This is a genomic window from Testudinibacter aquarius (genome assembly GCF_004342725.1).
Classification (GTDB): Bacteria; Pseudomonadota; Gammaproteobacteria; order Enterobacterales; family Pasteurellaceae; genus Chelonobacter; species Chelonobacter aquarius.
Genome location: NZ_SMCP01000010.1, coordinates 15,266 through 29,430, shown reverse-complemented (window position 1 = coordinate 29,430; position 14,165 = coordinate 15,266). Strand labels below are relative to the sequence as shown.

At 45.4% G+C, this 14,165-nt stretch carries 18 protein-coding genes; 14 read left to right on the top strand and 4 right to left on the bottom strand.

Going from position 1 to position 14,165, the window contains the following annotated elements:
- Window positions 1-106: 106 nt before the first annotated feature.
- The 6 genes from trmB to nrdG all read left to right on the top strand — a co-directional run bounded on the left by trmB (window position 107) and on the right by nrdG (window position 5,271).
- Window positions 107-865, top strand: coding sequence for a tRNA (guanosine(46)-N7)-methyltransferase TrmB (gene trmB / locus EDC16_RS10120; protein ID WP_416069081.1), 759 nt, complete (start codon window positions 107-109; stop codon window positions 863-865).
- Between the two features lie 29 nt (window positions 866-894).
- Window positions 895-1,233 carry a YggL family protein gene (locus EDC16_RS10115; RefSeq protein ID WP_132967737.1) on the top strand — a complete coding sequence of 113 codons (339 nt, stop codon included), beginning with the start codon at window positions 895-897 and terminating at the stop codon, window positions 1,231-1,233.
- Window positions 1,234-1,641: 408 nt separating this feature from the next.
- Window positions 1,642-2,190 (top strand): YggT family protein, encoded by a 549-nt coding sequence (locus EDC16_RS10110; RefSeq protein WP_132967736.1) that lies wholly within the window; start codon window positions 1,642-1,644, stop codon window positions 2,188-2,190.
- A 2-nt stretch (window positions 2,191-2,192) separates the two neighbouring features.
- Window positions 2,193-2,486, top strand: a complete 294-nt coding sequence (gene yggU / locus EDC16_RS10105) for a DUF167 family protein YggU (RefSeq protein WP_132967735.1) — start codon at window positions 2,193-2,195, stop codon at window positions 2,484-2,486.
- Window positions 2,487-2,667: 181 nt separating this feature from the next.
- Window positions 2,668-4,791: an anaerobic ribonucleoside-triphosphate reductase gene (gene nrdD, locus EDC16_RS10100; RefSeq protein ID WP_132967734.1), complete on the top strand. Its 2,124-nt coding sequence runs from the start codon at window positions 2,668-2,670 to the stop codon at window positions 4,789-4,791.
- Between the two features lie 12 nt (window positions 4,792-4,803).
- Window positions 4,804-5,271 (top strand): anaerobic ribonucleoside-triphosphate reductase-activating protein, encoded by a 468-nt coding sequence (nrdG, locus tag EDC16_RS10095; protein ID WP_132967733.1) that lies wholly within the window; start codon window positions 4,804-4,806, stop codon window positions 5,269-5,271.
- 40 nt (window positions 5,272-5,311) lie between these two features.
- Here the strand turns inward: nrdG and EDC16_RS10090 are convergent, their stop codons facing one another.
- From EDC16_RS10090 to EDC16_RS10080, 3 genes are all read right to left on the bottom strand, one after another.
- A complete protein-coding gene (locus tag EDC16_RS10090) occupies window positions 5,312-7,138 on the bottom strand; it encodes a protein-disulfide reductase DsbD (protein WP_132967732.1) in 1,827 nt (608 codons plus the stop codon).
- 80 nt (window positions 7,139-7,218) lie between these two features.
- Complete coding sequence (gene ushA, locus EDC16_RS10085) at window positions 7,219-8,883, bottom strand: bifunctional UDP-sugar hydrolase/5'-nucleotidase UshA (protein ID WP_132967731.1); 1,665 nt, start codon at window positions 8,881-8,883, stop codon at window positions 7,219-7,221.
- Between the two features lie 111 nt (window positions 8,884-8,994).
- A complete protein-coding gene (locus tag EDC16_RS10080; RefSeq protein WP_132967814.1) occupies window positions 8,995-9,354 on the bottom strand; it encodes a YbaN family protein in 360 nt (119 codons plus the stop codon).
- A 232-nt stretch (window positions 9,355-9,586) separates the two neighbouring features.
- Between EDC16_RS10080 and rpsP the strand changes: the two genes are divergently transcribed.
- From rpsP to EDC16_RS10055, 5 genes are all read left to right on the top strand, one after another.
- Window positions 9,587-9,835 (top strand): 30S ribosomal protein S16, encoded by a 249-nt coding sequence (rpsP, locus tag EDC16_RS10075; protein WP_132967730.1) that lies wholly within the window; start codon window positions 9,587-9,589, stop codon window positions 9,833-9,835.
- 33 nt (window positions 9,836-9,868) lie between these two features.
- Window positions 9,869-10,393, top strand: a complete 525-nt coding sequence (gene rimM / locus EDC16_RS10070; RefSeq protein ID WP_132967729.1) for a ribosome maturation factor RimM — start codon at window positions 9,869-9,871, stop codon at window positions 10,391-10,393.
- Window positions 10,394-10,447: 54 nt separating this feature from the next.
- Entirely contained in the window at window positions 10,448-11,182 is a 735-nt protein-coding gene (trmD, locus tag EDC16_RS10065; RefSeq protein WP_132967728.1) for a tRNA (guanosine(37)-N1)-methyltransferase TrmD, read from the top strand.
- Between the two features lie 36 nt (window positions 11,183-11,218).
- Window positions 11,219-11,566, top strand: coding sequence for a 50S ribosomal protein L19 (rplS, locus tag EDC16_RS10060; RefSeq protein ID WP_132967727.1), 348 nt, complete (start codon window positions 11,219-11,221; stop codon window positions 11,564-11,566).
- A 148-nt stretch (window positions 11,567-11,714) separates the two neighbouring features.
- Window positions 11,715-12,440 (top strand): nitroreductase family protein, encoded by a 726-nt coding sequence (locus EDC16_RS10055; protein WP_132967726.1) that lies wholly within the window; start codon window positions 11,715-11,717, stop codon window positions 12,438-12,440.
- Between the two features lie 31 nt (window positions 12,441-12,471).
- Here the strand turns inward: EDC16_RS10055 and EDC16_RS10050 are convergent, their stop codons facing one another.
- The gene (locus EDC16_RS10050; protein WP_132967725.1) at window positions 12,472-12,765 is read right to left on the bottom strand and encodes a hypothetical protein; all 294 of its coding nucleotides are present in this window, start codon (window positions 12,763-12,765) and stop codon (window positions 12,472-12,474) included.
- A gap of 599 nt (window positions 12,766-13,364) precedes the next feature.
- On the opposite strand from EDC16_RS10050, the gene EDC16_RS10045 reads away from it, so the two are divergent.
- From EDC16_RS10045 to EDC16_RS10035, 3 genes are all read left to right on the top strand, one after another.
- Entirely contained in the window at window positions 13,365-13,568 is a 204-nt protein-coding gene (locus EDC16_RS10045; RefSeq protein WP_132967724.1) for a type II toxin-antitoxin system RelE/ParE family toxin, read from the top strand.
- Window positions 13,558-13,872: a helix-turn-helix domain-containing protein gene (locus tag EDC16_RS10040; protein ID WP_132967723.1), complete on the top strand. Its 315-nt coding sequence runs from the start codon at window positions 13,558-13,560 to the stop codon at window positions 13,870-13,872. Before EDC16_RS10045 ends, EDC16_RS10040 begins: the two co-directional genes overlap by 11 nt.
- 77 nt (window positions 13,873-13,949) lie before the next feature.
- Window positions 13,950-14,165: a YceK/YidQ family lipoprotein gene (locus tag EDC16_RS10035; RefSeq protein WP_132967722.1), complete on the top strand. Its 216-nt coding sequence runs from the start codon at window positions 13,950-13,952 to the stop codon at window positions 14,163-14,165.

The following is a 14,165-nucleotide window of genomic DNA, read 5'->3' as shown; positions in this document are numbered from 1 at the left end:
TCAGCTGCTTAGTTATTTTCAATCGAAATGACAAAAACAGTTGTAATCACCGAAGATATTTGCATAATGCGGGCTATCAAACTAAAAGAGAGCTTTTTAATTAATCATGATGTCAGAATCTAGCCTGCAAACGACCTTTGCTGATCAAAAACGTAAAACTGTTGAAACTGCGGAATTTACTGCCGATGGGCGCTATGTGCGCAAAGTTCGCAGTTTTGTGCTGCGCACCGGGCGTTTGAGTGATTATCAAAAAGACGCCATGAATCGTCATTGGTCAGAATATGGGTTAGAATATCAACAGACCCCATTTGATTTTGCTAAGATTTTCGGCAACGAGAATCCGGTGATTTTAGAAATTGGCTTTGGCATGGGAACTTCGCTGGTGGCGATGGCGAAAAACAATCCGGATCGTAATTACCTAGGCATTGAAGTGCACACACCGGGCGTTGGGGCTTGTGTTGCCTTGGCAGTTCAGGAAGAAATCAGTAATTTACGTTTGATTTGCCACGATGCGATGGAGATTTTGCGTGACAGCATCGCTGATCAAAGTTTAGGCGGGCTACAACTGTTTTTTCCGGATCCCTGGCCGAAAGCCAAACATCATAAACGGCGGATTGTGCAGCCGGCGTTTATCGACACTATTCAGCAAAAGCTAAAGTGCGGTGCGTTTATTCATATGGCAACCGACTGGCAGAACTATGCCGAGCATATGCTGGAAACCTTACAAAACAACGGAAAATTGCAGAATCAATCGGCAACCAATGACTATATCCCACGACCGGATTTCCGCCCGCTAACCAAATTTGAACAACGCGGACATCGGCTCGGTCACGGCGTTTGGGATCTTTATTTTATCTATCAATAAGTTTATTCAACCAGAAAAAGGAAAAGAGTATGGCTATTCAACGTAACCGCAGACAACGTAAAAAAATGCACTTAGGCGAATTCCAAGAGTTAGGTTTTGTGGTGCGCTGGCAGTTTGCCGACAACACATCAGTAGAAGCGATTGACGCAACACTAGATCGTTTTATCGCCGAAGTAATTAAACCGAATGGTTTAGCCTATGAAGGCAGCGGCTATCTCAATTGGGAAGGCTTGGTTTGTTTGGAAAATATCGGCAACTGCAACGACTCACACCGCACTTTAGTAGCACAGTGGCTGAAGGATAACCAACTACAGCAAGTTGAAACCAGTGAATTGTTTGATATTTGGTGGGATTATCCGATTCAGTGATCCGATTCAGTGATCCCATTCAGGAATCCGATTCAATAATGTCAATCAGAACTTGAATTTTTCCGATTTAATCCTATCTAGGGGTCTGTTGATGTTTGTTTATAATTTGAGCTATAGACTATTTTTCGCCACTCTTTTTGCAAATAACTAAGGCAAAAGTTGTGAAGTTTAGTCATTCTAAACGAACGACTTTTAACGACGTAGTGGCGAAAAAACGCCATAGTCCTACGGATTGTGTTTAAAATGAGCACACTCGTCGTTGTAAACCTCATCAATAGTCCCACTATTGATTTCGGCTTACGCCTAGATTGTGCTCATTTTAAACAACAACTCAAAATATAAACAAACATCAACAGACCCCATATAGTGCGGTTTTCAGACCGCACTTTTGCTATTTAAAGGATTCTCATGAACACATTACAATTTTTAATTCAGACTGTTGTCGGGCTTTATACCTTTATTTTGGTGTTACGCGCTTGGTTCCAATACTGCCAAGTGGATTTTTACAGCCCGCTGTCGCAAGCCGTTGTCAAGCTGACCCAACCGGTATTAGCACCGTTGCGCAAACTGATCCCAACCCGAAAAAATATTGATTTTGCCGCCTTAGTGTTGGCGTTTGTGATCAATATGCTGAAATATCCGCTATTAATCGGTAGTTTTGAAGGCGCAAGTTTATGGCAATTTGCCATCATCGGTGGTTTAGCCGTGATCAAAGCTTTTGGCGAGATTATCTTCTGGGCAATTTTAATCCGCGCAGTGATGAGCTGGTTTTCCCAAGGCAGCCATCCATTGGAATATCAACTATACCGAATTACCGAACCGCTGCTGGCGCCGATCCGTAAAATTTTGCCAAAAACCGGTATGATCGATTTTTCCGTGATGGCATTAGCATTTATCCTGATTTTAGGCAACAACCTGCTGCTGGATTTCTTCGGTTCGCTGTGGGTGTTGGCATAACCGTGTCCGCCATAGTGCAGTGCGAAAACGGGTTGCGGCTTAAAATTGTGCTGCAACCCAAAGCCAGCAAAGACCAGATTATCGGCTTGCATGATGGTGAACTGAAAATCAGCATCACCGCCCCACCCGTTGACGGACAAGCCAACGCCCACCTGCTGAAATTTCTCGCCAAACAGTTCAAAGTGGCTAAAAGCAGTATCGTGCTAGAAAAAGGCGAACTCAACCGACATAAACAAGTTTTTATCCCTGAGCCGAAACTGATTCCAGCCGTGGTGCAAACCTTACTCAACCAATAAAACCGCACTTTCACTACTATTTTACCGTCTAAACTCATTTACAACAAAAAATCAACACCTTATTTTTTGATAACTATTTTTATTTGACACAGATCAAAAAATCAATATACAGTGCTTTAAAAGAAAATAATGTCTATATATAGTGTCTACGTTTTTTAGTTTATCCGTATAAGGGGTTTTTATGTCGGGGTTACAAGTCATCAAAAGAGACGGCACCAGCACGCCGTTCGTGGCAGAGCGTATTCTACAAGCTATCCGTAAAGCAGCGGTTGCCTGCGAAATCAACAACGAAGCATTTTGCTCACATATCAGTAATGAAGTTTGTCAGCAGATTTTCAGCCACTATCAGCAACAGATTGATATTGCGCACATTCAGTCGCTGGTCGAAGAGAAGTTGATGAAGAGCCAGTATCCGCAAATTGCCCGAGCCTATATCGAATACCGACACGATCGCGATTTGGCACGCGAAAAACGCAGCCAGTTGACACAAGAGATCGAGGGTCTGATTGAGCAAAGTAATCTGGAAATTCTGAATGAAAACGCCAATAAAGATGCCAAAGTGATCCCAACCCAGCGCGATCTGCTGGCAGGCATTGTGGCAAAACACTACGCCAAGCGCTATCTGCTGCCGGCCGATGTGGTGGCGGCACACGAAAAAGGCGAAATCCACTATCACGATCTGGATTATGCACCGTTCTTCCCGATGTTCAACTGTATGCTGGTCGATCTGCAAGGTATGTTGGAGCAAGGCTTTAAAATGGGCAATGCCGAAATTGAAACCCCGAAATCAATCACCACCGCCACCGCCGTCACCGCACAAATCATCGCGCAGGTCGCCAGTCATATTTACGGCGGCACCACCATCAATCGGATTGACGAAGTGTTGGCGCCCTATGTACAAAAAAGCTATGAAAAGCATTTGGCGGTCGCAGCAGAATGGCAGATTGCCGATGCGGAAGGCTACGCTAATGCGCGCTTGCAAAAAGAGTGTTTCGATGCGTTTCAATCGCTGGAATATGAAGTCAACACCCTGCACACCGCCAACGGACAAACGCCGTTTGTCACCTTTGGTTTCGGCTTGGGTACCAGCTGGCAAGCCCGCCTGATTCAACAGGCGATTCTACAAAACCGGATTCAAGGCTTAGGCAGAAACCACAAAACCGCCATTTTCCCGAAACTGGTCTTTACCCTAAAACAAGGCTTGAATCTGCACGCTGGTGATCCCAATTACGACATCAAACAACTGGCACTGAAATGCGCCAGTGAGCGGATGTATCCGGATATTCTGAATTACGACCAAGTGGTGCAAGTGACCGGTTCATTCAAAGCGCCGATGGGCTGCCGCAGCTTTTTGGGCAAATATGAACAGGATCAGCAGGAAATCCACGAAGGGCGCAATAATCTCGGCGTGGTCAGTTTGAATCTGCCGCGTATTGCACTGGAAGCGCAAGGTGACGAAGTGCGGTTCTATCAGCTGTTAGACCAACGTTTGGCGGTTGCCAAAAAAGCGCTGATGACGCGCATTGCCCGTTTGCAGCAGACCAAAGCGCGGGTTGCACCGATTTTATATATGGAGGGCGCTTGTGGCGTGCGGCTGCAAGCCGATGATTGTGTGGCGGACATTTTCAAAAACGGACGTGCCTCGATTTCGCTCGGTTATATCGGCATTCACGAAACCATCAACGCGCTATTCGGCAGCCCTATTTATGATCAACAAACCTTGTGGCAAAAAGGCTTAGATATTGTGCAGCACTTGCGAAGTGCGGTTGAGGCGTGGAAACAAGAGAGCGGTTATGCGTTCAGCCTGTATTCTACCCCGAGCGAAAATCTGTGTGATCGCTTTTGTCGTCTCGACAGCAAAGTGTTCGGGATTATTGATGGCGTAACCGACAAAGGCTACTACACTAACAGTTTCCATTTGGACGTGGAAAAGAAGGTCAATCCATACGACAAACTGGATTTTGAAATGGCCTATCCACCGATCGCCAACGGCGGTTTTATCTGCTACGGCGAATACCCGAATATGCAGCGCAATCTCAAAGCGCTGGAAGATGTGTGGGATTACAGCTATGCGCGCGTGCCGTATTACGGCACCAATACCCCGATCGACGAATGTTACGGCTGCGGCTACAAAGGCGAATTCGACTGCACCAGCAAAGGCTTCACCTGCCCGTCCTGCGGCAACCACGACAGCAGCACGGTTTCGGTCACGCGTCGGGTGTGCGGCTATCTCGGCAGCCCGGATGCGCGCCCGTTCAACAGCGGCAAGCAGGAAGAAGTCAAACGCCGAGTGAAACACCTGTAAAGTGTGGTCACAATGAACTATCTGCAATATTATCCGGTGGATGTGGTCAACGGCGAAGGTACACGCTGCACCCTGTTTGTGGCAGGGTGCGAGCACCAATGCAAAGGCTGCTACAACCAAAAAAGCTGGTCGTTCTGCGCCGGTGTGCCGTTTGATCAGGCGATGGAAGATCAAATTCTGGCGGATTTAAAAGATACACGCATCAAGCGGCAAGGCTTGAGCCTCAGCGGCGGTGACCCGCTGCACCCGAAAAACCTGACCGCACTTTTGCCGCTGGTGCAACGGATTAAACATGAATGCCCCGATAAAGATATTTGGTTATGGACCGGCTATCGCCTGCAAGAGCTGAACGCCGAACAGCAAACGTTTTTGGCGTATGTCGACGTGTTAATCGACGGCAAATTTATCCAACAACTTGCCGATCCGAAACTGTTGTGGCGCGGTTCCAGCAATCAGGTCATTTACCACCTGAAAGCCTGAACCGCACTTCTACTATGATAGTGTGTTACTTATGATAGTGTTACTGTTGATCACGTTGTTTCAGTAACGGTGCTAACCATTGTTCAAATTGTCTGGCGTCCAAAAATCCGCTGATGCGGCTGTTAGCAATCTCTTTTCCGCTTGGATCAAAGAAAATAATGGTTGGCAAACCGACAATATTCAAGTTTTCCATCAACGTGCGGTTTTGTGGGCTGTTGCGGGTCAAATCTGCTCGCAATAGCACCATTTTTGCCATCTGCTGCTGCACTTGCGGATCACTGAAGGTATATTTTTCAAACTCTTTGCACGCCACACACCAATCCGCATACAGATCCAACATCACCACTTTACCGCTATTTTGTTGCAACTGCTGCTGTAAATCGGCATAGTCCGACACCGCATTAAAACGCAGATGTTGTGGCTCGGTTTGGCTGGTCAGCGTATTGCCGTTTATCATTTGCCCAATCCAACTCACCAACGGCTGCGCCAATACGATCGCAGCAAGCAACGGCAGCAGTTTGATCCCCAATAGGGATTTTTTATCACTGATGGCAGAAGTCAACCAAAGGAAAAATGCTACGCCGAGCAACGACCATAACCGCTCACCCCAAATTTCAGGGATCAAACGTGAGATTAAGAAAACCGGCACTGCCAACATTACAAAACCAAAGGCAATTTTGACTTTTTCTTGCCACACGCCACCTTTGGGCAAAATTCGGTTGCCGAACAATGTTACCAGTACCAACGGCACGCCCATACCCAGCGCCAGCAGATACAAACTCAAGCCACCGGTCACAAAATCACCACTTTGCGCCACATATAACAATGCGCCCGACAGCGGTGCACTGACACAAGGGGATGCCACCAATCCTGCAATCATCCCCATTAAAAACACATTCCAATACGCGCCGCCACTCTGTTTTTGGCTCATTTGATTCAGTTTGTTTTGCCAAGAAGACGGCAGTTGCAAGGTGAACACACCAAACATCGAGCAGGCTAAAACCACAAACAGAATTGAAAATGCAATCAAGACATAAGGGCTTTGCAATGCAATTTGAAACGGCAACCCAATCGCGACCACCAGCAAGCCTAGTGCGGTATAGGTCAGCGCCATGCCTTGAATATAAACCACGCTCAGCAGCAACGCACGCAGGCTGTGCGGACGCTGTTTTTGTCCGATTACAATCGAGGAAAGCAGTGGCAACATCGGCAGTACGCAAGGGGTAAACGCCAGACCTAACCCTAAAACAAAAAACCACAGAATACTGAATTTGTTTTCGCCCAGATTACTGGCTAACTCTTCGGTGCTATTACGATTAAATACGCTATCGTCAACGTTACTGTTGTCTGCTACGACCGCACTTTGTTGCAGCGTATCCACAGGGCGATCTCCGGCTATCGCCGTTGTATTTTGCCCGCTTGCTAACGCAGCCAAATCCAATTCCTGGGTTTCCGGAGGATAGCAAAAACCGCTAGTACACCCTTGATAGTGAACGGTAATTTTTCCATTGCGGTTATGTAACGGTACGGCAAATGCTAACTGATTGCGGTAAATTTGAACTTCCCCGAAAAATTCATCATGATACGGCGTAGCGGGCGGCAATGCCAAATCGGTGATGCGACCCTGTGCGTCCTCAAGTGAGATTTCACGTTGATATAAATAATAACCTTCGGCAATCTGCCAATTGAGGTTTAAGGTTTGCTGATCCGCTTGCGCTGAAAAGATAAAAGCTTCATGCGGCGGTAAAAACCGCTCTTTTTTGCCGAACAGATCATTGGCAAAACTCGTGCCGCTGATCAAATGCAGCATAAAAAGTATAACGCTCAATAAAACAACAAAACGTGAAAAGTGCGGTTTGACTAACATAACAATCCATTAAAAAATAAAATCCGATAATGTGTACACTATCGGATTTTTGTTTGAAGATCTATTGTTGCTTACTCGGATTATTTATAAATAATCTCATTATCGTTTTTAAATTGGCTAGCATCGATTGGTGAGTTCTCTTCAAAATAGAGTTTCAGGCTCTCCGCATCGACAAAGCCGGTATTAACATAGGTTGGATTATTGATCACCACCGGATAACCGTCCCCACCTGCCGCACTAAAGCTTGGCAAAGAGACGCGATAGGTTTTTTTCAAATCCAGCGCTTCACCATTAATTTTGACATCCGACACTTTTTTCGCAGCGCGATCGACCGTCATGCTAATGCCGGCAAATTGGGCATAAGCGCCGGAATCAATTTCTTTCAATGCCACCACATCTAAATAATCGAGTAATTCCTGTCCGTTTAGCTCAACATAGCTGATGATATTCCCGAACGGCTGCACGGTTAAAATATCTTTATAGGTCACTTTGCCCGGCTCGATAGAAGCACGAATACCACCGGAATTCATGATCCCGATATCGGCTTTGGCACGCTCTTTTTGTGAGCGAGCAATCAGCCGCCCCAAATTGGTTTGTTGGAAACGGATAACGTTGCGATCCCCTTCTAGTTTCTCGTTGACACTGCCTACTTCAACCCCAAGCAATTCATCACCTTTGTCTTGATAGGTTTTCAAATGTGCCAGCAACTCTGGATCAGCCGCAATCTCTTCTTGGAACAACACATATTCCGTTTTACCTTCGGCATTTTTAACTTTATCTTTTAGATTAACCGGAATCAGTTGGTAGCCAACCAATTTCAGATCACCGTTTTTAAATTCAAAGTCAGCGCGTCCGACATATTTACCCCACTCACCGGCCTGCATGATCCAAGTACCGTTTTCAAAGGCTGGTTTACAGGCATCGCCCGGTTTGTATTTAAGGTTGAAACTGCCGTCATCATTAATACAAACCGTATCATGACTGTGACCGCCGAGGATCATGTCAAACGCACCTTTTTCCAATTCCCGTGCCATCGACACATCGCCCGGTGCATTCGAACCGTATTGGGCGTCATGGTAATAGCCCATATGGGTCAAGCCGATTTTAATGTCCGGTTTTTCATTGCTGTTAAGGCTGGCAAGTACATCTTTAGCGGCTTCTGCCGGGCGGATAAACTCTACATTCGAAATAAATTCCGGGTTGCCTAATTTAGCAGTGTCTTCCGTAGTCAAACCGACCACCGCCACTTTCAGCCCCTGTTTATCTAAGATGGTATAAGGCTTCACCAACAAACTGCCATCTTTTTTGTTAAACACGTTAGCGGACAAGAACGGGAATTTTGCCCAACTCTCCTGCATATCCAACAATTGCAACGGATTATCAAATTCATGGTTGCCCAACACCAACGCTTCATAGCCGATGATATTCATCGCTTCGATATCCGGCTTGGCATTTTGCAAATCAGACTCCGGAATACCGGTGTTGTAGTCACCGGCATTGAGCAGAATCACATCTCCACCTTTGTCGGTAACTTCTTTACGAATGCGGTCAATCAAGGTTTTTTGTGCCGCCAAGCCATATTCCCCGTTTTGATTGGTCCAAAAACGACCATGCAAATCATTGGTGTGCAGCACAGTCAATTGGTAAGTGCGGTCTTTCTCATACTCCGCCTGTGCCAAACCGGAAAATGCCAAAGTGCTTAGGATAACACCTGCGCAAGTGCTTAATTTTAATAAAGACTTCATACTAGTTCCTTTTTATTTTGAATAGAGAGTTAAACAAGATGAAAGATAAAAAAACTCGCCCCTAAGTATGCTCAAAAAATAATATAAAATCCATTGATTTATCCGATAAAATTAACGAATCGTTTTGATCCAAAAAAAGAAAAACCAGTATTCGATCAACAGCAGCACCAGCAATGAAATCCGCCCATAAATCGAGGGTAAAAAATAATAGCTGATTGCAATCATGCCGGTGGATAACAGCAAAATATAAATCTTACTTTTCAACGTCAATGCCCGCTGCTCGTCAAAGGTTTTCAGGTATTTATGATAAAGTGCGGTCTGCAAAAACCAACTGTGCAACCGCTCAGAGCTTTTAGCAAAGAAGTACAACGCCAGCAATAGAAAAGGCGTGGTCGGCAGCACCGGCAGCGGAATCCCGATAATTCCTAAACCAAGCGCAATAAAGCCCAATAAAATATAGATAAATTTGATCAACGGCATTGTGCTTCCTATTTATTAATAACAGTTCTCATTATAAACGTAATTTCCATGCCTTCACAAATGCTATGGCAAGATTGATTTGCTAAAGCCCGCACTAAAACTTGCAATTCCAGCAGAAAAGAGTAAAATCTGACGGCTTTTTATCGCTTCATTGCGGTAAAAAGTACATGACACCCTCACCTCGAACGAGGGTTTTATTTTTACTATCATTTTAGAGGACGCTATGGTAACCATTCGTTTATCTCGTGGCGGTGCAAAAAAACGCCCATTTTATCAAATCGTTGTAGCGGACAGCCGCTGCCCTCGTGACGGTCGTTTCATCGAGCGCGTTGGTTTTTTCAACCCAATCGCTTCTGGTAAAGCAGAACGTTTACGTTTAGATTTAGAGCGTGTCAACGCTTGGATCGAAAAAGGTGCATCTTTATCTGACCGCGTTTCTGCGCTGGTTAAAGAAGCGAAAAAAGCAGCGTAATCTGCTATAAGCAAAACACATAAGTAGGTGAATATGACAGCACAAAACATCAGTATCGTCGGCAAGTTGGGTTCAACTTACGGGATCCGTGGTTGGTTGCGAATCTATTCATCGACAGAACAAGCTGAAAGTATCTTCGATTATCAACCTTGGTATTTGAATATCAAGGGAAAATGGCAAGCCACCGAGCTGGAAAGCTGGCGCTACCACAGTAACGATTTGATCGTGAAACTGAAAAACATCGATGATCGCGACATTGCACAAACCCTAACCAATATTGAAATTGGGGTGAATGCGGAAAACTTCCCACCGCTTGAAGAAGGCTATTACTGGCACGATTTAATCGGTTGCCAAGTAGTGAATCTGCAAGGCTATCAATTGGGCAGCGTCAGCGACATGATGGAAACCGGTTCGAACGATGTGTTAGTGGTGAAAGCCAATTTGAATGACGCTTTCGGACAACAAGAGCGGTTGATTCCGTATCTTGAAGAGACAGTAGTTAAAAGAGTCGATCTCGCCACAAAGACTATTGAAGTGGATTGGGACGCTGGTTTCTAACCTCAGGAAATAAGTAGGCGCTTTGGCGGTAACATTTTTAGCATAGGTAATAATATGTGGATTGGGATTATTAGTCTTTTCCCGGAAATGTTTAAAGCAATCACCGAATTCGGGGTAACAGGCAGAGCCGTAAAACACAACCTGCTGCAAGTGCGGTGTTGGAATCCGCGAGATTTCACCCACGACAAGCATAACACCGTCGACGACCGTCCTTATGGTGGCGGACCGGGCATGCTGATGATGGTGCAACCACTGCGTGATGCTATTCACGCCGCCAAGCAGGCAGCAGGAGAAGGGGTGAAGGTGATTTACCTTTCTCCACAGGGACGCAAACTCGATCAGCGTGGCGTACAACAATTATCGCAACATCAAAAAATCATTTTGGTTTGCGGACGCTACGAAGGCATCGACGAACGCTTGATTGAAGCGGAAATCGATGAAGAGTGGTCGGTCGGGGACTATGTCCTGACCGGCGGGGAACTGCCGGCAATGACGTTAATCGACGCCGTTGCTCGTTTTGTTCCCGGGGTATTGGGTAAACAGGCTTCAGCCGAAGAGGATTCTTTCGCTGACGGTTTGTTAGATTGCCCGCACTATACCCGCCCGGAAGTGTTGGACGGTGCCGCCGTGCCGCCGGTATTAATGTCGGGCAACCATGCGGAAATACGCAAATGGCGCTTAATGCAGTCGTTGCACCGCACTTGGACACGCCGACCTGAGCTCTTGGAAAGCCTAGCTCTGACTGACGAACAAAGAGGGCTGTTGGATAAAATTCAACAGCAACAGTAAAGATTCAGTTACATCTAGGAATAAAAGGTATTTATTATGAGTAACATTATTAAACAACTGGAACAAGAACAATTGAAACAAGACGTACCAAGCTTCCGTCCTGGTGACACTTTGGAAGTGAAAGTATGGGTTGTTGAAGGTAGTAAAAAACGTCTGCAGGCGTTCGAAGGCGTGGTTATCGCAATTCGTAACCGCGGTCTGCATTCTGCTTTCACCTTGCGTAAATTATCAAACGGTGTTGGTGTTGAGCGTACGTTCCAAACGCATTCACCACAAATCGACAGCATCAGCGTGAAACGCAAAGGTGCGGTGCGCAAAGCTAAACTGTACTACTTGCGTGAGCGTAGTGGTAAGTCAGCACGTATCAAAGAGCGTTTGAACTAATTGCAAGATTAGCAAAGATAAAAAAGGCTTGGAAATCCCAAGCCTTTTCTTTTTTATCAACAGCCCCTATTTTCAGCTAGCCGGTTGCCCCCATAATCGGTGTAAAATAAACCGATGACCAGCAACAAACTAAACCAAAGGACACCTGATGACTTTAAGCGAAATACTACACCACCGTCGTGCGGTGCGCCACTACAGCGACACCCCACTTGACAGTGACAAAGTACGCCAATGCCTGCAATTGGCACAACTGGCACCGAGCAGCTCGAATATGCAACTGTATGAGTTTTATCACATCAGCGACAAAACCGCACTTGCACAACTTGCCGCAGCTTGCCTTAGTCAAAATACTGCCACCACTGCACAACAAATGGTGGTGTTTGTTACCCGTCAGGATTTGCATCGTCAACATGCCAAGCAAGTCTTGAGCGCCGCCAGCGATGATCTTCAGCGCAATACCCCGGCAGATAAACACCACGACCGTCTGAAAAAACTGGAAGGTTATTACGGCAAATTAATGCCGTTTTTGTATGCCCGTGGCTTCGGTTTATTGGGAATTGTGCGCAAACTGATCGCCCATAGCATCGGCTTATTCCGCCCAATTGCCACTAACGTATCTGAAGCTGATTTACGTATCGTCACCCACAAAAGCTGTGCCCTTGCTGCGCAAACCTTTATGCTGGCTATGACGGAACAGGGCTACGATACCTGCCCGCTCGAAGGCTTAGACAGTCGGGTAGTGAAACGGATTCTGCAACTGCCACGCGAAGCTGAAATCAACATGGTCGTCACCTGCGGCATTCGTGAAACAGGGCGTGGCATTTGGGGAGAACGCTTTCGCCTGCCGTTTGAACAAGTTTACCGAAAAATTTGATACTATTTATTATTACTGCGCAGGTACAGCGCTATAATTTAGCATCGCGGCGCACCGCTGTAGTTTCAATAATCACCTGCTCTGCCGCCAGTACCGGTTTTTTAGCGAACAGCAGTTGCAGCGCCGCAATCAAGCTGAATGTCCCAAACAGCAACAGTGAAAGCAAGCCAAACATCAATAAAAACAGCGACAGCAATATTAATGCGGCAACTGCGCTGAATTTCTGCGACAAACAGCTCTGCTGCAATTTTTCCCGCTGTTGCTGCCAAACCCCTGCCAGTTTTTGCTTGCTGCTTTGTAACCACTGTTTCATCTTTTTCATCATCGCCTCCTTTGCTTTATTTATCAGTATTAAAGCAGACAAAGATTAAGTAATACTTAAGGGATTATGTAAGATCTAAAATCTATTTTTGGAATCCCCATCGTGATTTTTCCCCCGTATAATTCTTTTAACCACATAAATTTTATCTACTCACTTGCATAATCAATCTGAGATGGTATAAAATTTTGTACAAGAATAGGAATGAACGCAAAGAAATCGCTTGGTTAGGCACGACATTAGCAACATTAAGGCAATTCCCTGACACAATAAAAGCAGCATTAGGCCATGATTTGGATCTTGTTCAACAAGGATTAAATCCTCGTGATTATAGGGTCTGTTGATATTTGTTTATAATTTGAGCTATAGACTATTTTTCGCCAATACAAGGCAAAAGTTGTGAAGTTTAGTGATTCTAAACGAACGACTTTTAACGCAGTAGTGGCGAAAAATAGTCATAGTCCTGCGGATTGTGTTTAAAATGAGCACACTCGTCGTTGTAATCCTCATCAATAGTCCCACTATTGATTTCGGCTTACGCCTAGATTGTACTCATTTTAAACGACAACTCAAAATATAAACAAATATCAACAGACCCAAAACCCATGAACAACCTTGGACACGGGATTATCGAAATTAGACAGCGTGATCATAATGGTGCATTCCGCCTAGTTTATGTTGCTCGGTTTGCAAAGCGGATTTATGTGTTGTATACGTTCCCTAAAAAGACTCAAAAAACAAGTCTACAAGATCTCAATATTATCAAAAAACGTTATCAAGCCCTGCTGGAGATAGAGAATGAGCGATAAGATTACACATATTACCCCCGCCAACGGCAATATCTTTCTCGACCTTGGATTCCCCGATAATGAAGCCGCAAGTTTAAAGGCGCACAGTCAAGCCGTGATAGAAATGAAACTTACATTGGTTGAAGCAATGGACAATTGGATTCAGGAAAATCAATTAAAACAAGCTGATGCCGCCAATATTCTCGGTGTTACCCGCCCTCGTATTTCCGATATGGTCAATCGCAAAATCGGAAAATTTACCATTGACAGCTTACTGACGATGTTAGCAAAAACCAATAAATCCGCACATTTATCAATACGCTAAAAAACACATTTCCTTTGCTGAGGCGGAGGTATTCCCTTTATAATGCCAGCCTCTATCTTTAACACGACACCAGTGCCATGTATAAACTGATTTTATTGCTAACTTGCCTCGCTCTCAGCGGCTGTGGCACGATTGTGACCTTAATCAATCCAACTCAGCCGTACAGCGCCTATGCTGGGGTGAAATATGATTACCAGATGGCGCAAAGTTGGGGCTTACCGATTTTGGATATTCCGCTGTCGTTTATTTTGGATACCGCACTTTTGCCTTATGCGTTGGCACAGGACAATTAA